This window comes from Streptococcus sp. 11273D007BT, from assembly GCF_053547195.1.
This window is the reverse complement of the sequence record NZ_JBPWPE010000001.1, coordinates 504,297-523,461: the sequence shown is the minus strand read 5'-3', so window position 1 is coordinate 523,461 and position 19,165 is coordinate 504,297. Positions and strand designations below refer to the sequence as shown.

General features: G+C 42.9%; 8 protein-coding genes, 7 tRNA genes and 6 rRNA genes. All 21 read right to left on the bottom strand.

Going from position 1 to position 19,165, the window contains the following annotated elements; all coding sequences use genetic code 11:
* Positions 1-60: 60 nt before the first annotated feature.
* A tRNA-Asn gene (locus ACEE75_RS02815) sits at positions 61-133 on the bottom strand.
* A 4-nt stretch (positions 134-137) separates the two neighbouring features.
* Positions 138-253: ribosomal RNA gene (rrf, locus tag ACEE75_RS02810) — 5S ribosomal RNA — on the bottom strand.
* 204 nt (positions 254-457) lie between these two features.
* Positions 458-3,359, bottom strand: a 23S ribosomal RNA gene (locus ACEE75_RS02805).
* Positions 3,360-3,505: 146 nt separating this feature from the next.
* A tRNA-Ala gene (locus tag ACEE75_RS02800) sits at positions 3,506-3,578 on the bottom strand.
* A 56-nt stretch (positions 3,579-3,634) separates the two neighbouring features.
* Positions 3,635-5,183: ribosomal RNA gene (locus ACEE75_RS02795) — 16S ribosomal RNA — on the bottom strand.
* A 125-nt stretch (positions 5,184-5,308) separates the two neighbouring features.
* Positions 5,309-5,382: transfer RNA gene (locus tag ACEE75_RS02790), tRNA-Pro, on the bottom strand.
* Positions 5,383-5,388: 6 nt separating this feature from the next.
* Positions 5,389-5,462, bottom strand: a tRNA-Arg gene (locus tag ACEE75_RS02785).
* A gap of 39 nt (positions 5,463-5,501) precedes the next feature.
* A tRNA-Glu gene (locus tag ACEE75_RS02780) sits at positions 5,502-5,573 on the bottom strand.
* A 5-nt stretch (positions 5,574-5,578) separates the two neighbouring features.
* Positions 5,579-5,651 (bottom strand) — tRNA-Asn (locus ACEE75_RS02775).
* A gap of 4 nt (positions 5,652-5,655) precedes the next feature.
* A 5S ribosomal RNA gene (gene rrf, locus ACEE75_RS02770) occupies positions 5,656-5,771 on the bottom strand.
* A 204-nt stretch (positions 5,772-5,975) separates the two neighbouring features.
* A 23S ribosomal RNA gene (locus tag ACEE75_RS02765) occupies positions 5,976-8,877 on the bottom strand.
* 146 nt (positions 8,878-9,023) lie between these two features.
* Positions 9,024-9,096: transfer RNA gene (locus tag ACEE75_RS02760), tRNA-Ala, on the bottom strand.
* A gap of 56 nt (positions 9,097-9,152) precedes the next feature.
* Positions 9,153-10,701, bottom strand: a 16S ribosomal RNA gene (locus tag ACEE75_RS02755).
* Together the 16S, 23S and 5S rRNA genes with 7 tRNA genes alongside form the textbook arrangement of a ribosomal RNA operon.
* A 263-nt stretch (positions 10,702-10,964) precedes the next feature.
* A complete protein-coding gene (locus ACEE75_RS02750; RefSeq protein WP_447574669.1) occupies positions 10,965-11,456 on the bottom strand; it encodes a sigma-70 family RNA polymerase sigma factor in 492 nt (163 codons plus the stop codon).
* A gap of 537 nt (positions 11,457-11,993) precedes the next feature.
* Positions 11,994-13,121, bottom strand: coding sequence for a hypothetical protein (locus ACEE75_RS02745; RefSeq protein WP_447574671.1), 1,128 nt, complete (start codon positions 13,119-13,121; stop codon positions 11,994-11,996).
* 97 nt (positions 13,122-13,218) lie between these two features.
* Positions 13,219-15,162 (bottom strand): hypothetical protein, encoded by a 1,944-nt coding sequence (locus tag ACEE75_RS02740; protein WP_447574672.1) that lies wholly within the window; start codon positions 15,160-15,162, stop codon positions 13,219-13,221.
* 10 nt (positions 15,163-15,172) lie between these two features.
* Positions 15,173-15,433 (bottom strand): hypothetical protein, encoded by a 261-nt coding sequence (locus ACEE75_RS02735; RefSeq protein WP_427893636.1) that lies wholly within the window; start codon positions 15,431-15,433, stop codon positions 15,173-15,175.
* A gap of 9 nt (positions 15,434-15,442) precedes the next feature.
* Positions 15,443-16,255 (bottom strand): ABC transporter permease, encoded by an 813-nt coding sequence (locus ACEE75_RS02730; RefSeq protein ID WP_427893638.1) that lies wholly within the window; start codon positions 16,253-16,255, stop codon positions 15,443-15,445.
* A gap of 8 nt (positions 16,256-16,263) precedes the next feature.
* On the bottom strand, positions 16,264-17,049 hold the full coding sequence (locus tag ACEE75_RS02725; RefSeq protein WP_427893640.1) for an ATP-binding cassette domain-containing protein: 786 nt from the start codon (positions 17,047-17,049) through the stop codon (positions 16,264-16,266).
* Between the two features lie 7 nt (positions 17,050-17,056).
* Positions 17,057-17,533, bottom strand: coding sequence for a hypothetical protein (locus tag ACEE75_RS02720; RefSeq protein WP_447574675.1), 477 nt, complete (start codon positions 17,531-17,533; stop codon positions 17,057-17,059).
* Positions 17,530-19,110: an Hsp70 family protein gene (locus tag ACEE75_RS02715; protein WP_354369730.1), complete on the bottom strand. Its 1,581-nt coding sequence runs from the start codon at positions 19,108-19,110 to the stop codon at positions 17,530-17,532. The genes ACEE75_RS02720 and ACEE75_RS02715 overlap by 4 nt, the downstream gene beginning before the upstream one ends.
* Positions 19,111-19,165: the final 55 nt, after the last annotated feature.

The window sequence follows — 19,165 nt, the reverse complement described above, 5'->3', positions numbered from 1 at the left end:
TTTATCTATAGACAAATCAACTTAAATCTGTCTACTTCTCTTCTACTGACTAATCTATTACTCCGCCAACAGGGCTCGAACCTGTGACATCATGATTAACAGTCATGCGCTCTACCAACTGAGCTATGGCGGAATAAGCTAAGCGACTTCCTTATCTCACAGGGGGCAACCCCCAACTACATCAGGCGTACTAGGGCTTAACTGCTGTGTTCGGCATGGGAACAGGTGTATCTCCTAGGCTATCGTCACTTAACTATCGAATGGTTTGACCACTCAAAATTGAATATCTATACTCTATCAAGAAAACCGCACGCTGTCAATACTGACTTCGTTGAATTTTATCAATTGTATTCGAACTAAAAAGCTAGTGATTTAGACAAATCGCCTTGAAGTCTCAACGACTTCCGCGTTGATTTTCTAAAATCATACGCTTTTCTTTACGTTCTCATTACTTAGTTTGGATAAGTCCTCGAGCTATTAGTATTAGTCCGCTACACATGTCACCATGCTTCCACTTCTAACCTATCTACCTGATCATCTCTCAGGGCTCTTACTGATATAAAATCATGGGAAATCTCATCTTGAGGTGGGCTTCACACTTAGATGCTTTCAGCGTTTATCCCTTCCCTACATAGCTACCCAGCGATGCCTTTGGCAAGACAACTGGTACACCAGCGGTAAGTCCACTCTGGTCCTCTCGTACTAGGAGCAGATCCTCTCAAATTTCCTACGCCCGCGACGGATAGGGACCGAACTGTCTCACGACGTTCTGAACCCAGCTCGCGTGCCGCTTTAATGGGCGAACAGCCCAACCCTTGGGACCGACTACAGCCCCAGGATGCGACGAGCCGACATCGAGGTGCCAAACCTCCCCGTCGATGTGAACTCTTGGGGGAGATAAGCCTGTTATCCCCAGGGTAGCTTTTATCCGTTGAGCGATGGCCCTTCCATACGGAACCACCGGATCACTAAGCCCGACTTTCGTCCCTGCTCGAGTTGTAGCTCTCGCAGTCAAGCTCCCTTATACCTTTACACTCTACGACTGATTTCCAACCAGTCTGAGGGAACCTTTGGGCGCCTCCGTTACCTTTTAGGAGGCGACCGCCCCAGTCAAACTGCCCGTCAGACACTGTCTCCATTGACGATTAGCCAATCGGGTTAGAGTAGCCATAACACAAGGGTAGTATCCCAACAACGCCTCTGTTGAAACTGGCGTCCCAACTTCATAGGCTCCTACCTATCCTGTACATGTGGTACAGATACTCAATATCAAACTGCAGTAAAGCTCCATGGGGTCTTTCCGTCCTGTCGCGGGTAACCTGCATCTTCACAGGTACTAAAATTTCACCGAGTCTCTCGTTGAGACAGTGCCCAAATCATTACGCCTTTCGTGCGGGTCGGAACTTACCCGACAAGGAATTTCGCTACCTTAGGACCGTTATAGTTACGGCCGCCGTTTACTGGGGCTTCAATTCATACCTTCGCTTGCGCTAAGCACTCCTCTTAACCTTCCAGCACCGGGCAGGCGTCACCCCCTATACATCATCTTACGATTTAGCAGAGAGCTGTGTTTTTGATAAACAGTTGCTTGGGCCTATTCACTGCGGCTGACCTTAAGTCAGCACCCCTTCTCCCGAAGTTACGGGGTCATTTTGCCGAGTTCCTTAACGAGAGTTCTCTCGCTCACCTGAGGCTACTCGCCTCGACTACCTGTGTCGGTTTGCGGTACGGGTAGAGTATGATACAACGCTAGAAGCTTTTCTCGGCAGTGTGACGTCACTAACTTCGCTACTAAACTTCGCTCCCCATCACAGCTCAATGTTATAGGTATAAGCATTTAACTCATACCACACCTCACTGCTTAGACGTGCACTTCCAATCGCACGCTTTAGTTAGCCTACTGCGTCCCTCCATCACTTCATACTCTAGTACAGGAATATCAACCTGTTGGCCATCGGATACACCGTTCGGTCTCTCCTTAGGTCCCGACTAACCCAGGGCGGACGAGCCTTCCCCTGGAAACCTTAGTCTTACGGTGGATGGGATTCTCACCCATCTTTCGCTACTCATACCGGCATTCTCACTTCTATGCGTTCCAGCGCTCCTCACGGTACACCTTCATCACCCATAGAACGCTCTCCTACCATACCTATAAAAGGTATCCACAGCTTCGGTAATATGTTTTAGCCCCGGTACATTTTCGGCGCAGGGTCACTCGACTAGTGAGCTATTACGCACTCTTTGAATGAATAGCTGCTTCTAAGCTAACATCCTAGTTGTCTGTGCAACCCCACATCCTTTTCCACTTAACATATATTTTGGGACCTTAGCTGGTGGTCTGGGCTGTTTCCCTTTCGACTACGGATCTTAGCACTCGCAGTCTGACTGCCGACCATAAATCAATGGCATTCGGAGTTTATCTGAGATTGGTAATCCGGGATGGACCCCTCACCCAAACAGTGCTCTACCTCCATGATTCTTAATGTCGACGCTAGCCCTAAAGCTATTTCGGAGAGAACCAGCTATCTCCAAGTTCGTTTGGAATTTCTCCGCTACCCACAAGTCATCCAAGCACTTTTCAACGTGCCCTGGTTCGGTCCTCCAGTGCGTCTTACCGCACCTTCAACCTGCTCATGGGTAGGTCACATGGTTTCGGGTCTACGTCCACGTACTCATTCGCCCTATTCAGACTCGGTTTCCCTACGGCTCCGTCTCTTCAACTTAACCTCGCACGTAAACGTAACTCGCCGGTTCATTCTACAAAAGGCACGCTCTCACCCATTAACGGGCTCGAACTTGTTGTAGGCACACGGTTTCAGGTTCTATTTCACTCCCCTCCCGGGGTGCTTTTCACCTTTCCCTCACGGTACTGGTTCACTATCGGTCACTAGGGAGTATTTAGGGTTGGGAGATGGTCCTCCCAGATTCCGACGAGATTCCACGTGTCTCGCCGTACTCAGGATACTGCTAGGTATAAAGACTATTTCAAATACGAGGCTATTACTCTCTTTGGCCTACCTTCCCAGGTAGTTCTTCTATAATCTTTAAGTCCATATTGCAGTCCTACAACCCCAGAGAGTAAACTCTCTGGTTTGCCCTCCTGCCGTTTCGCTCGCCGCTACTCAGGCAATCGCTTTTGCTTTCTCTTCCTGCAGCTACTTAGATGTTTCAGTTCACTGCGTCTTCCCTCCACTACCCTTAACAGGTAGGGATACTAGCCATTAGCTAGTGGGTTCCCCCATTCGGACATCTCTGGATCAATGCTTACTTACAGCTCCCCAAAGCATTTCGTCGTTAGTCACGTCCTTCATCGGCTCCTAGTGCCAAGGCATCCACCGTGCGCCCTTATTAACTTAACCTTATTAACCTAGTTTTTTAAACTAGAAAACTCATTAAATATTCACAGCGTTTTCGGTTTATTTTCTTGTTACTATTTCATATATTTCTATATGGAATTTGATAGATATTCAATTTTCAATGATCAAACTTGAATCCGTAGATTCAATGGAGCCTAGCGGGATCGAACCGCTGACCTCCTGCGTGCAAAGCAGGCGCTCTCCCAGCTGAGCTAAGGCCCCACAAGACCTCTCAAAACTAAACAAGACGACAAACGGCATTCCGTTATTTTCCTTAGAAAGGAGGTGATCCAGCCGCACCTTCCGATACGGCTACCTTGTTACGACTTCACCCCAATCATCTATCCCACCTTAGGCGGCTGGCTCCTAAAAGGTTACCTCACCGACTTCGGGTGTTACAAACTCTCGTGGTGTGACGGGCGGTGTGTACAAGGCCCGGGAACGTATTCACCGCGGCGTGCTGATCCGCGATTACTAGCGATTCCGACTTCATGTAGGCGAGTTGCAGCCTACAATCCGAACTGAGACTGGCTTTAAGAGATTAGCTTGTCGTCACCGACTTGCGACTCGTTGTACCAGCCATTGTAGCACGTGTGTAGCCCAGGTCATAAGGGGCATGATGATTTGACGTCATCCCCACCTTCCTCCGGTTTATTACCGGCAGTCTCGCTAGAGTGCCCAACTGAATGATGGCAACTAACAATAGGGGTTGCGCTCGTTGCGGGACTTAACCCAACATCTCACGACACGAGCTGACGACAACCATGCACCACCTGTCACCGATGTACCGAAGTAAAACTCTATCTCTAGAGCGGGCATCGGGATGTCAAGACCTGGTAAGGTTCTTCGCGTTGCTTCGAATTAAACCACATGCTCCACCGCTTGTGCGGGCCCCCGTCAATTCCTTTGAGTTTCAACCTTGCGGTCGTACTCCCCAGGCGGAGTGCTTAATGCGTTAGCTGCGGCACTAAGCCCCGGAAAGGGCCTAACACCTAGCACTCATCGTTTACGGCGTGGACTACCAGGGTATCTAATCCTGTTCGCTACCCACGCTTTCGAGCCTCAGCGTCAGTTACAGACCAGAGAGCCGCTTTCGCCACCGGTGTTCCTCCATATATCTACGCATTTCACCGCTACACATGGAATTCCACTCTCCCCTTCTGCACTCAAGTTTGACAGTTTCCAAAGCGTACTATGGTTGAGCCACAGCCTTTAACTTCAGACTTATCAAACCGCCTGCGCTCGCTTTACGCCCAATAAATCCGGACAACGCTCGGGACCTACGTATTACCGCGGCTGCTGGCACGTAGTTAGCCGTCCCTTTCTGGTAAGATACCGTCACTGTGTGAACTTTCCACTCTCACACACGTTCTTCTCTTACAACAGAGCTTTACGATCCGAAAACCTTCTTCACTCACGCGGCGTTGCTCGGTCAGGGTTGCCCCCATTGCCGAAGATTCCCTACTGCTGCCTCCCGTAGGAGTCTGGGCCGTGTCTCAGTCCCAGTGTGGCCGATCACCCTCTCAGGTCGGCTATGTATCGTCGCCTTGGTGAGCCGTTACCTCACCAACTAGCTAATACAACGCAGGTCCATCTCATAGTGAAGCAATTGCCCCTTTCAAGACTCTAACATGAGTTAAAGACTGTTATGCGGTATTAGCTATCGTTTCCAATAGTTATCCCCCGCTATGAGGTAGGTTACCTACGCGTTACTCACCCGTTCGCAACTCATCCATCCGGTGCAAGCACCAGATTTCAGCGTTCTACTTGCATGTATTAGGCACGCCGCCAGCGTTCGTCCTGAGCCAGGATCAAACTCTCATTAAAAAAGTTTGAGCTCACGCTCTTCTTGTCATCGCTGACTTATTGTTTTTGACAGGTTACTTCCGTAACCCTGCACGTTTGGTTCGTCTTGTTCAGTTTTCAAAGGTCTTTAAGAATAAAAATCTTAATCGGGAAGACAGGATTCGAACCTGCGACACCTTGGTCCCAAACCAAGTACTCTACCAAGCTGAGCTACTTCCCGAAGTAATGCACCCTAGAGGAGTCGAACCTCTAACCGCCTGATTCGTAGTCAGGTACTCTATCCAGTTGAGCTAAGGGTGCTATTCAATTAAAAAAGCCAATATATTATCAGCTTGTGTATAGTCCGTACGGGATTCGAACCCGTGTTACCGCCGTGAAAAGGCGGTGTCTTAACCCCTTGACCAACGGACCATTTACTCCGCCAACAGGGCTCGAACCTGTGACATCATGATTAACAGTCATGCGCTCTACCAACTGAGCTATGGCGGAATAAGCTAAGCGACTTCCTTATCTCACAGGGGGCAACCCCCAACTACATCAGGCGTACTAGGGCTTAACTGCTGTGTTCGGCATGGGAACAGGTGTATCTCCTAGGCTATCGTCACTTAACTATCGAATGGTTTGACCACTCAAAATTGAATATCTATACTCTATCAAGAAAACCGCACGCTGTCAATACTGACTTCGTTGAATTTTATCAATTGTATTCGAACTAAAAAGCTAGTGATTTAGACAAATCGCCTTGAAGTCTCAACGACTTCCGCGTTGATTTTCTAAAATCATACGCTTTTCTTTACGTTCTCATTACTTAGTTTGGATAAGTCCTCGAGCTATTAGTATTAGTCCGCTACACATGTCACCATGCTTCCACTTCTAACCTATCTACCTGATCATCTCTCAGGGCTCTTACTGATATAAAATCATGGGAAATCTCATCTTGAGGTGGGCTTCACACTTAGATGCTTTCAGCGTTTATCCCTTCCCTACATAGCTACCCAGCGATGCCTTTGGCAAGACAACTGGTACACCAGCGGTAAGTCCACTCTGGTCCTCTCGTACTAGGAGCAGATCCTCTCAAATTTCCTACGCCCGCGACGGATAGGGACCGAACTGTCTCACGACGTTCTGAACCCAGCTCGCGTGCCGCTTTAATGGGCGAACAGCCCAACCCTTGGGACCGACTACAGCCCCAGGATGCGACGAGCCGACATCGAGGTGCCAAACCTCCCCGTCGATGTGAACTCTTGGGGGAGATAAGCCTGTTATCCCCAGGGTAGCTTTTATCCGTTGAGCGATGGCCCTTCCATACGGAACCACCGGATCACTAAGCCCGACTTTCGTCCCTGCTCGAGTTGTAGCTCTCGCAGTCAAGCTCCCTTATACCTTTACACTCTACGACTGATTTCCAACCAGTCTGAGGGAACCTTTGGGCGCCTCCGTTACCTTTTAGGAGGCGACCGCCCCAGTCAAACTGCCCGTCAGACACTGTCTCCATTGACGATTAGCCAATCGGGTTAGAGTAGCCATAACACAAGGGTAGTATCCCAACAACGCCTCTGTTGAAACTGGCGTCCCAACTTCATAGGCTCCTACCTATCCTGTACATGTGGTACAGATACTCAATATCAAACTGCAGTAAAGCTCCATGGGGTCTTTCCGTCCTGTCGCGGGTAACCTGCATCTTCACAGGTACTAAAATTTCACCGAGTCTCTCGTTGAGACAGTGCCCAAATCATTACGCCTTTCGTGCGGGTCGGAACTTACCCGACAAGGAATTTCGCTACCTTAGGACCGTTATAGTTACGGCCGCCGTTTACTGGGGCTTCAATTCATACCTTCGCTTGCGCTAAGCACTCCTCTTAACCTTCCAGCACCGGGCAGGCGTCACCCCCTATACATCATCTTACGATTTAGCAGAGAGCTGTGTTTTTGATAAACAGTTGCTTGGGCCTATTCACTGCGGCTGACCTTAAGTCAGCACCCCTTCTCCCGAAGTTACGGGGTCATTTTGCCGAGTTCCTTAACGAGAGTTCTCTCGCTCACCTGAGGCTACTCGCCTCGACTACCTGTGTCGGTTTGCGGTACGGGTAGAGTATGATACAACGCTAGAAGCTTTTCTCGGCAGTGTGACGTCACTAACTTCGCTACTAAACTTCGCTCCCCATCACAGCTCAATGTTATAGGTATAAGCATTTAACTCATACCACACCTCACTGCTTAGACGTGCACTTCCAATCGCACGCTTTAGTTAGCCTACTGCGTCCCTCCATCACTTCATACTCTAGTACAGGAATATCAACCTGTTGGCCATCGGATACACCGTTCGGTCTCTCCTTAGGTCCCGACTAACCCAGGGCGGACGAGCCTTCCCCTGGAAACCTTAGTCTTACGGTGGATGGGATTCTCACCCATCTTTCGCTACTCATACCGGCATTCTCACTTCTATGCGTTCCAGCGCTCCTCACGGTACACCTTCATCACCCATAGAACGCTCTCCTACCATACCTATAAAAGGTATCCACAGCTTCGGTAATATGTTTTAGCCCCGGTACATTTTCGGCGCAGGGTCACTCGACTAGTGAGCTATTACGCACTCTTTGAATGAATAGCTGCTTCTAAGCTAACATCCTAGTTGTCTGTGCAACCCCACATCCTTTTCCACTTAACATATATTTTGGGACCTTAGCTGGTGGTCTGGGCTGTTTCCCTTTCGACTACGGATCTTAGCACTCGCAGTCTGACTGCCGACCATAAATCAATGGCATTCGGAGTTTATCTGAGATTGGTAATCCGGGATGGACCCCTCACCCAAACAGTGCTCTACCTCCATGATTCTTAATGTCGACGCTAGCCCTAAAGCTATTTCGGAGAGAACCAGCTATCTCCAAGTTCGTTTGGAATTTCTCCGCTACCCACAAGTCATCCAAGCACTTTTCAACGTGCCCTGGTTCGGTCCTCCAGTGCGTCTTACCGCACCTTCAACCTGCTCATGGGTAGGTCACATGGTTTCGGGTCTACGTCCACGTACTCATTCGCCCTATTCAGACTCGGTTTCCCTACGGCTCCGTCTCTTCAACTTAACCTCGCACGTAAACGTAACTCGCCGGTTCATTCTACAAAAGGCACGCTCTCACCCATTAACGGGCTCGAACTTGTTGTAGGCACACGGTTTCAGGTTCTATTTCACTCCCCTCCCGGGGTGCTTTTCACCTTTCCCTCACGGTACTGGTTCACTATCGGTCACTAGGGAGTATTTAGGGTTGGGAGATGGTCCTCCCAGATTCCGACGAGATTCCACGTGTCTCGCCGTACTCAGGATACTGCTAGGTATAAAGACTATTTCAAATACGAGGCTATTACTCTCTTTGGCCTACCTTCCCAGGTAGTTCTTCTATAATCTTTAAGTCCATATTGCAGTCCTACAACCCCAGAGAGTAAACTCTCTGGTTTGCCCTCCTGCCGTTTCGCTCGCCGCTACTCAGGCAATCGCTTTTGCTTTCTCTTCCTGCAGCTACTTAGATGTTTCAGTTCACTGCGTCTTCCCTCCACTACCCTTAACAGGTAGGGATACTAGCCATTAGCTAGTGGGTTCCCCCATTCGGACATCTCTGGATCAATGCTTACTTACAGCTCCCCAAAGCATTTCGTCGTTAGTCACGTCCTTCATCGGCTCCTAGTGCCAAGGCATCCACCGTGCGCCCTTATTAACTTAACCTTATTAACCTAGTTTTTTAAACTAGAAAACTCATTAAATATTCACAGCGTTTTCGGTTTATTTTCTTGTTACTATTTCATATATTTCTATATGGAATTTGATAGATATTCAATTTTCAATGATCAAACTTGAATCCGTAGATTCAATGGAGCCTAGCGGGATCGAACCGCTGACCTCCTGCGTGCAAAGCAGGCGCTCTCCCAGCTGAGCTAAGGCCCCACAAGACCTCTCAAAACTAAACAAGACGACAAACGGCATTCCGTTATTTTCCTTAGAAAGGAGGTGATCCAGCCGCACCTTCCGATACGGCTACCTTGTTACGACTTCACCCCAATCATCTATCCCACCTTAGGCGGCTGGCTCCTAAAAGGTTACCTCACCGACTTCGGGTGTTACAAACTCTCGTGGTGTGACGGGCGGTGTGTACAAGGCCCGGGAACGTATTCACCGCGGCGTGCTGATCCGCGATTACTAGCGATTCCGACTTCATGTAGGCGAGTTGCAGCCTACAATCCGAACTGAGACTGGCTTTAAGAGATTAGCTTGTCGTCACCGACTTGCGACTCGTTGTACCAGCCATTGTAGCACGTGTGTAGCCCAGGTCATAAGGGGCATGATGATTTGACGTCATCCCCACCTTCCTCCGGTTTATTACCGGCAGTCTCGCTAGAGTGCCCAACTGAATGATGGCAACTAACAATAGGGGTTGCGCTCGTTGCGGGACTTAACCCAACATCTCACGACACGAGCTGACGACAACCATGCACCACCTGTCACCGATGTACCGAAGTAAAACTCTATCTCTAGAGCGGGCATCGGGATGTCAAGACCTGGTAAGGTTCTTCGCGTTGCTTCGAATTAAACCACATGCTCCACCGCTTGTGCGGGCCCCCGTCAATTCCTTTGAGTTTCAACCTTGCGGTCGTACTCCCCAGGCGGAGTGCTTAATGCGTTAGCTGCGGCACTAAGCCCCGGAAAGGGCCTAACACCTAGCACTCATCGTTTACGGCGTGGACTACCAGGGTATCTAATCCTGTTCGCTACCCACGCTTTCGAGCCTCAGCGTCAGTTACAGACCAGAGAGCCGCTTTCGCCACCGGTGTTCCTCCATATATCTACGCATTTCACCGCTACACATGGAATTCCACTCTCCCCTTCTGCACTCAAGTTTGACAGTTTCCAAAGCGTACTATGGTTGAGCCACAGCCTTTAACTTCAGACTTATCAAACCGCCTGCGCTCGCTTTACGCCCAATAAATCCGGACAACGCTCGGGACCTACGTATTACCGCGGCTGCTGGCACGTAGTTAGCCGTCCCTTTCTGGTAAGATACCGTCACTGTGTGAACTTTCCACTCTCACACACGTTCTTCTCTTACAACAGAGCTTTACGATCCGAAAACCTTCTTCACTCACGCGGCGTTGCTCGGTCAGGGTTGCCCCCATTGCCGAAGATTCCCTACTGCTGCCTCCCGTAGGAGTCTGGGCCGTGTCTCAGTCCCAGTGTGGCCGATCACCCTCTCAGGTCGGCTATGTATCGTCGCCTTGGTGAGCCGTTACCTCACCAACTAGCTAATACAACGCAGGTCCATCTCATAGTGAAGCAATTGCCCCTTTTAAGTCTCTAACATGTGTCAAAGACTCTTATGCGGTATTAGCTATCGTTTCCAATAGTTATCCCCCGCTATGAGGTAGGTTACCTACGCGTTACTCACCCGTTCGCAACTCATCCATCCGGTGCAAGCACCAGACTTCAGCGTTCTACTTGCATGTATTAGGCACGCCGCCAGCGTTCGTCCTGAGCCAGGATCAAACTCTCATTAAAAAAGTTCGAGCTTCGCTCTTCTTGTCATCGCTGACTTATTGTTATTGACAGGTTACTTTCGTAACCCTGCACGTTTGGTTCGTCTTGTTCAGTTTTCAAAGGTCTTTGTCACTCTCTCGCGACAACTATTATAGTATATCAGCTTATCTATTAAGTGTCAACACTTTTTTGTGTTTTTTTTTATTTTTTTCAAAAAAGTGTTCAACACTCAATCTCACCTATATTATACTACTGCTTATTAACTTACTTCAACGGACTAAAACCTAATTTTTGAAATCAGATAGGTAACTCTGTAACCGTAATCTCATAACTTTTTGCCCTCTAAATCTTTCCCCTCTTAAAAATTGTCTATATTGCACTTTTTCCTTATGATTTAAGGTAGACTCAAAACGAGATAAGGCATCTTCAAAAGCGACTAATTCATCTAAAAATAGTCTATCTTGACAAATACTATCGCCCATTTCTCCAATTTCTTCATAGGCCATTTTACTAAAACGACGCTTCTGGCTTTCTTGCGCTCTAACAACATCATTAGCGTGGTTGATAAATTTTGTTTTGAAATAGGTAAATAGTTTGGGATCATCCTCTCTAAACTCTGGAAAGTCTCTCAGTAACCGATATAATATGATTCTCCCTTCTTGGTGCCAGTCGTCATAGTCCCACAGTTTAATATAGTAATTCTGACGTACTTTATTCACTATAGCCGCAACTTTTTTGTAGATAGCTTCAAAATCTTTCTGATTTTCTTCTTGCATTGTACTACACTCCTTATGATCATTTTGTAAGCTCTAAAACTTACTAAATTATCATATAAAATTTTTTATCATTTCAACATGACATTTATGTCATGTTGAAATGAAGTCTAGCTATATAATAGGTCATAAAAAGGAAACAGGACTCCTTATTATAAAAATAGGACGCTTAGACATTAATAAATGGGTTTTAGGACTTAGCCATTTGAAAAACAAATCGAAAAGGACTTTAACTTTTTTTAGTTCAAGTCATAGCTAGGCGAAGAGCTACTTCCTAATTGATAATTAAGAACCCTAGCACTGTATTTTAAGTTATAAAAGCTACTTCCTGTCTTCAATTATGAACAAAAACTTTGTGGATAGAGTCAATTTTATAAATGACTAAAAAGTCAGTTGCATGCAACCGACTCTTTTTTCAGGACAAAGTTCTGTCCTTTACTTAACCTAATTTTTTCAATGACACATTGACTCAAAATCACACGATTCACTTCGCTACACAGCATTCTCTTTTGATAGGTAAAATTTCACCTCTGTTTGTTATCAATATTTGGAATATTCCTCTAACAACTCCTGATATTTTTCTTGCATGTCAGTAGGTGCTTCGTCGTAAGACTCTTCTAAGGTCTGCGGAGAATAATGACTATTTATGTAAACCTTCCCATTAGTTGCTAATAAAATTTGGTAGCTTGGTTTATTCATATCAATAATACTATCGTATAAATAACCGTAGCCACTATAATTTGTTTTATTATGACGCTCCTCAACAGGAACAAGTTCGCTAATAACTGCTTCCTTCTCAGTTTTTAGATCAATAAAATTATTTTGACCAGAAGGAAGGTGATACAAACGAAATACACTTCTTGAATTTAAATCACTTATTTTATTACTTGATAAATCAACACCTAACAATGATACAGTATAGTTATCTTTCAAACGAATAAATTCTGATTGGCTGATGGTTTGACCTGTTTGGTCATAAAAAAGAACACTGTCTTGCTTTTGACTAATATCTCCATCGTCATACAATCCACTGATTCTCGTGAAAATGGAAGCATCAGAAGTTTCTACTGTTATCATATAGACGTGACCACTTTGGAAATTCTTGTCATAGCTAATATCGTTAAAGCCACCGTTAACAACCATGGCATCTTTTCCATAACTACTCTCCTTGAGCCATTGCCCAAAACGTCGTGTGATATTATTGATATCGTTATTACTCAGACTAACGCTTTCCAAGGTTGCATCCTCTTCAATATCCTGACCAACTTCCTTAATCTCTGACCCCTTGACCATTTTACTAGATTGGGATATAGCCTGATATAAACTGCTATTTACCATTGTCAAATTAACACTAGACCAGGGGAGTGATTTTCTCAATAATAATGTTCCTTGATTATTTGGTAAAGGAAGTCGCAGACTTGTTTTAACCTTTGGCATCTTAGAGGTCTCATGAACCTCACCGGTGCTCAGATTACTAATTTGATAAGTGCTATCTTCAACCATATATCTCACTTGGAAGCTTTCAACTTCATTTGTTTTTAGGTTCCTCGCTTGAGTTACATAAGCTACTCCTGGTTGCTTCAAAGCCTTCAATTGAAATAACTTACCAACACATACAAACGAGATAAAACAACTAAACAATAGCACCGTATAAACTTTCTTACTCATTTTTCCTACCTCTCTATATAAGATTATACCATTGTAAAAAGGTCTGGATCAAAATTTACCAGACCTTTTTACATTTAATTCCATTTTCTTAGCGCTATCAATTGACTTGACTAACATAATAGTTTGTTTTATTTTGCCCACCTGTGTAAGATTTGTCATTAGTTTTTATTGAAACAGTTTTATAAGTTTCTTTTGTTGTACTTATTAACACAGGAACCTTGATCTCATCACCTTCCTGACGCCAATCTGTTGGTTCTGACACAACTAGAGAAGGAGCTTCCATCCCCATAGGAGCTCTCATGATATAAACTAAGGTATTGTCCCCCTTAAATAAGAGATAGTGTGCTGATGATTTCTCTTTAGCTAGTGCTTTTAATTCATCAAGTGATAAATCAGTATAATTTTTCTCAATATTTTCTAGATTTGATAGCTCTCCTAATACATCTTCTTCATTATAGGTGCCGCTATCATAAGTATTATAATAATCAACAATTTTTGGCAAATCTTGTTTATAAATCCCTAACATCTCACTATCTGAATAAGCATAGATAGGATCGTCAAGCCCAAAATTCATCAGATAATATTTTCCAAAAACAGATGCATTTAAGGCAAGCTCCTTGATTTCATAAATCTCTGATGATGATAATTTATCTGTCATCGATGACTGACTAGATGATGTACTTGAAGAAGAACTTACCTCAGTTGAGGAACTTGAAGAAGAGCTTGCATCAGTTGAGGAACTTGAAGAAGAACTTACCTCAGTTGAGGAACTCGAAGAACTGGTGCTCTCTTTTTGTTCTTCGATAACATTATCTAAAGAGGTGAGTTTTTGGTATTCTTTAAGTAAACGTGCATATTCTTTCTGCATGTCATCTGGAGCTTTTTGATAAACATCATCACTGTCTTTATTGGTATGGAAATAAACGACACCATTTGACCCTAAAATAATGCTGTAAGTTGGAACATCTTTATTGGTTAATTTATCCGCAACATAGTAGCGTCCATAATCCATCGCGCCAATTTGCTGGTCTTTAGGAACTGTGTTCGCAATAATGTGCGTAAATTCTTCATTTTTATCCGCATAATAGGCATGTTTTTTTTCAATCAAAGTATAGATGTTAAACGCCACTGCATTTTTAGTATAATCTTCTGCCTGATTACTAGCAAGATCATTACCAAGCACAGTGAGGTCGAATTGATCTTTTTTCTCAATAAGATTTTCTCCCCCAAGCTTCTGTGCATCAGCTAAATTACCACCAGGATACCACCCAATCGTTGTTAACAATGGACCATCGACTGTCTTAACACTTAAAACTGTTGGAGAGCCTGCACCATGATCAGGAGCTAGATGAGAACGAACCGTAATGGCATCTTGTCCATACTTGCTACTGTATAACCATTTCCCAAAGTGTTTCGTAATTTTATCAACTTCTTCATCACTTAAAGACGGAACTTTAGACTCTGTTTCAGTTTTTGAATCTGAACTATCCTTGGTACTAGATTTGGCAGATGTGCTAGATTTGTTAGATGAAGACGTTGTACTTTCTGACTGAGACGTACTAGAGGAAGAACTAGACGTTTGACTGGTATCTTTTTGCTCTGTAGAAGCATCTTGTGACGAGCTGCTAGAAGACGCTGTCTGATTAACCGTTACATTTTGAACAATAGAGGTATTTTCGACTTGCTCATAAGTTGTAGATTCTACTAGAGTCAATTCTGCATACTGCCAAGGGTACACAGACCTCTGTAGGCGTAAAGAAATATCTTGATCAGGAATCTTAAATTGAACAGCCTTATTTGATCCTGTGTCAACTTTACTGGTATAGCTTTCACCTGTTGTCGTATTAGTAATTTTATAACCTTGATTATTTTTCATCCGTTGAACTTGATAAGTGACTTTCTTACCTGTCTTCTTATCTTTGACAGTGGTGCTATATACCACATCTGCGCTTGTTAATGAAGTGCTTTGCGTATACTTACCAAATGCTCCCGAGACTAAAAATACAGCAACTAATAACCCTAAATACTTTTTATTTTTCATACTTATCCTCCTAAGCAAATAAGTAACCTACAATAAAACCAAAAACAGCTACCAAAAAGACAATAGCTACTTTGAGCACTAACATCCATGTTTGGTTTAACTGTATTGTTGTTGATTGTGGCAAAACTTCAGAGGTTGTTCCAGGATGGACATCTCCTTTAGCACTAATAGGGCTTGGAAAACCAAGGTTTTTGGCATTTATAAACTCTTGTGGTTGGGGATCTCTACCATAAACAATCTGAAATTCCTTTGTCCATTCTTGTCCAGTCATTATCGTCTCCTATTTCTTTTTAAACCTCATTAGTAAAACAAATACTCCTGCATATATGATAGCATGAATTAACAAAATTATCCAATAATCCTCTATTGTACTTGATTGCACCTTAAACCACTGTAATTGTTCTTTGGGGATAGGAATGCCAAATTTTTGCATACTAGATGGCAAATGATAAAGATCATGGCTCATTGCAAATAAACGATGACCATAGCCCAAAAACATCATCTGCTCTATTCCCTTTATTGACTTTGGCAACTGCAAAATTGTACCAGCTAAAGAAAATTGAGAAATTCCTACAATAACTGCCAGAATAACAGAAGTAATTTCACTTTTTCCACTGATAGCAGAAATAATCAATCCTAAATAGTGAGCAGATAGAAACACCAAGATAGTGGTCAACAGTATTTCAATACCAAAATGAGATAACAGCTGTCCTTTATTTGGATAATCAAAATCAAACCATTTTAAAAGAACGAGATAAAATAACACAAAGACTAAACTTTCAACAATCGCTAATAAGCTATGAAAAAATATAGTCGCCAAAGAAAATTTTATTCGATCCAAGCCTGAGAAAAAATCTCTATCTAAAATCGCCCTCTCTTTACTGACCGTTATGCTAGTCTGAACTAAAATCAATAAACTAGATGAAAAAAGTAATAGAAAGGTCGTCATGCGACTTCCCTCAAAATAGGTTAAAAAATCTTTTTCTTGAATAAATAAAATTAAAGATTCAAAAGCCACTATCCCAATAATCACTTTAAGAAAATCTTGGTAACTGTTTTTAAATTTGTACCACTGTAATACCAATCCAGACATTGCCCCTCCTATATTTTATAAATACGCCCTGAACTATCTAGTTCTTGATATAAGTCTGCAATATTCAAATCTAAATATTTTTCAATCGCATAAGCATCCGTTGTCTTAAATTCCATCAAGAGATCTTGATAGCTTCCAACAAACTTAGGCAGTCCCTTAGAAAGAAAGATGATCCGATCAAAAATACTTAAATTTTCTGTATTATGTGTGATGACAATAATAGATTTTTCTCTAGTTTTTGCCAAAATTTTTAAAGTTCTTAATAAATTGCGATCACTTAAAGCATCTAAACCACTGGAAGGTTCATCTAAAATAAAATAAGGACGTTCGCTGAGCAACTCTACACCAATACTAACTCGCCTTTTTTGACCACCACTCAACTCTGAAATTTTTTTATCAGAAAATTCACTCAAACCTAAATCCGACATCGTTTTATTTATTCTGTCTTTCCGTTCTTTTGGATCTACATGTGAAAGATGGATACGACCATAATAATCAAAAGTTTCTGAAACTTTCAGATAAGTCCTAAGTAAGTTAGCTTGCGGCACATAACTCCAGTATTTAGCGTTCCCACTTAAAAGTTGACCATTTTCTAGTATCTGAAAATCTGAACAAGTTGGCTGATGTCTCTGCAGAAGAATTTCTGTGAGAGTCGTTTTTCCACTGCCTGAGGCTCCCAGTATTCCAACTAATTCTCCCGTTTTAACTGAGAAATCTAATTGATTAAATAATAATTCTTTACTGCCTTTATACTTAAAACAAATATGCTTAAATTCTAAAATACGTTCTCTCATAACTCTCCTAAATTAACACAAATAACAAGAAAAATACCAAAGCTAGGATCACAATCAAACTAGGACTTAACCCCAAGTAGAGTAAACCCACTAGCAAGACAATCAGACCTGTCATGGAAATCAAAACATTTTTAATAAGATATGATGTCTGAGGTGCTTTTGTTGGAGTCAGAGAGGAATTTTGAGAAACGCTGGACAAATAAGCTTCTTTAATGGCTTGATCATATTGAATCTTGGTTTCATCATTGATAAAAAAAGTTTTAGCTTTTTCTATAAAATCGATCATCTCTTGTGCTTTTATATGATCTAAACTATTTTGATTATTAATAGAATGTTGTCGCTGAGCTAATTCCTCTTGTTTCCGACTATAAAAATTATAAATCGTAGCAGCCGAATCCTCATAACTAAATTTATAGCCCAATTCATCCATAAAGGGTAAATTTTGTTTCCTATCTAAGTCATAACAAGTATAAAAATCAATCATGATATAAATTTCTCAAAAATCAAGCGAAGTTGTGTATCTTCCTCAATTTTTTCCACTTTTTCTCTTTTTAAATCAGCATCTGCTGTCACAGATAGCAACTCTTTTTGTGTCAAACTGTCATAAATAGTAATATGAATAATCTGCTCATCATCGAAATGAAAAACAACCTTTCCTAATGCTTGACCCTTTAAACGTGGCTGATCTAACCTTGCTTCCAAATCTCCTAAAAATCGAACACTCATAGGATTGGTATAGTTTCCTTCTGTTACACGAATTTTAAACTGCTGTTGACCATCAGCAACTGCAAAAAATTCTTTTTCCTTTGTATGTGGAATTTGTGTATTCTTATCAACAATGACACTATTATAATAATCACCAACAAAGTCGAATACTTGATGATCCATCTTTTTAAAGAGGATTCCCAATCCATGTGAGGTAACATCTCTGATATGATACTCTTCCTCCTCATCGTCATCGTTAAAGCTAACATGATGGTTCACCATTAAGTCAGCGATAATACTTGCTCCTTCGGACACTATAGTATCAGGATTTAAGTCATATCGGGGTTTCTGACCGCTAATTTTTTCAATCATTTCACGAACCACAGGCATCCGTGTTGAACCACCGACCAATAGAACATGATCAATTTCAGACCAAATAAGACCCGCGTGCATCAAGGCATCCTCAGTCTTAATCTGAGTATCTTTCAACAACTTTGATGTTATCTGCTTAAAGTCATCACGTGTAACCTCTACACCATACGAACCTTCTGCAGTCACTTTTTCATAAAAAACTGATGAATTAACAGACAGTTGTATTTTCATTTTTTCAGCTTGATAACGTAATTGCATTCTTTCTTGATCCGACAACCTTGTCATGTTCAAACCTTGCTTTTCTAATTCGGCACTGATAAACTTGACCAACTCTTGATCAAAATTCAATCCACCTAAACGGTGATTACCATCTGTTGCCAAAATATCATAGCGTTGATCAGAAACATCCATAATCGTCACATCAAAGGTACCTCCTCCTAAATCATAAACAAGGACCTTTCCTGAAATGTTATGTTGAGCCACATAAGCAATAGCTGCAGCAGTTGGCTCATTGATAATTCTCAAAACATTAAAGTTAGCCAAGCGCCCTGCTAATTTCGTCGCCGCACGTTGATCTGATGTAAAATAAGCTGGTACGGTAATAACGGCATCTGTGATTGGCTCTTCTAAATTGAGCTCTTGTGAAAACACATCTAGTCTCTTTTTAAACTCATGGAGTAAAAGAGCAGATAAAATAGTAGAATTTAACCGTGTTTTATCTGGTGTCTCACTTTCTATATTTTTAGCAATATCACGCTTGAAATCCTGCTTAAAATACTCTACACGTCCCACCTCAGTGCCACGATGAATAGCATCACTACCTGTAAAAACTCTGTCTTTTCCAGCTATCTGAGTAAAATATAAAGCCGATTTCAAGACCTTATCGTCTTGAGCTCCCATAGGGATAATTCTTGGTTGGCCATTATCGATGATAGCCATAGAAGAATTTGTTGTTCCTAAATCAATTCCTACTGCTCTTTTCATATTCTGATCTCCTTTTTAATCACACATTATTTAGTAAAAAGAGAGCTAGGTTTCC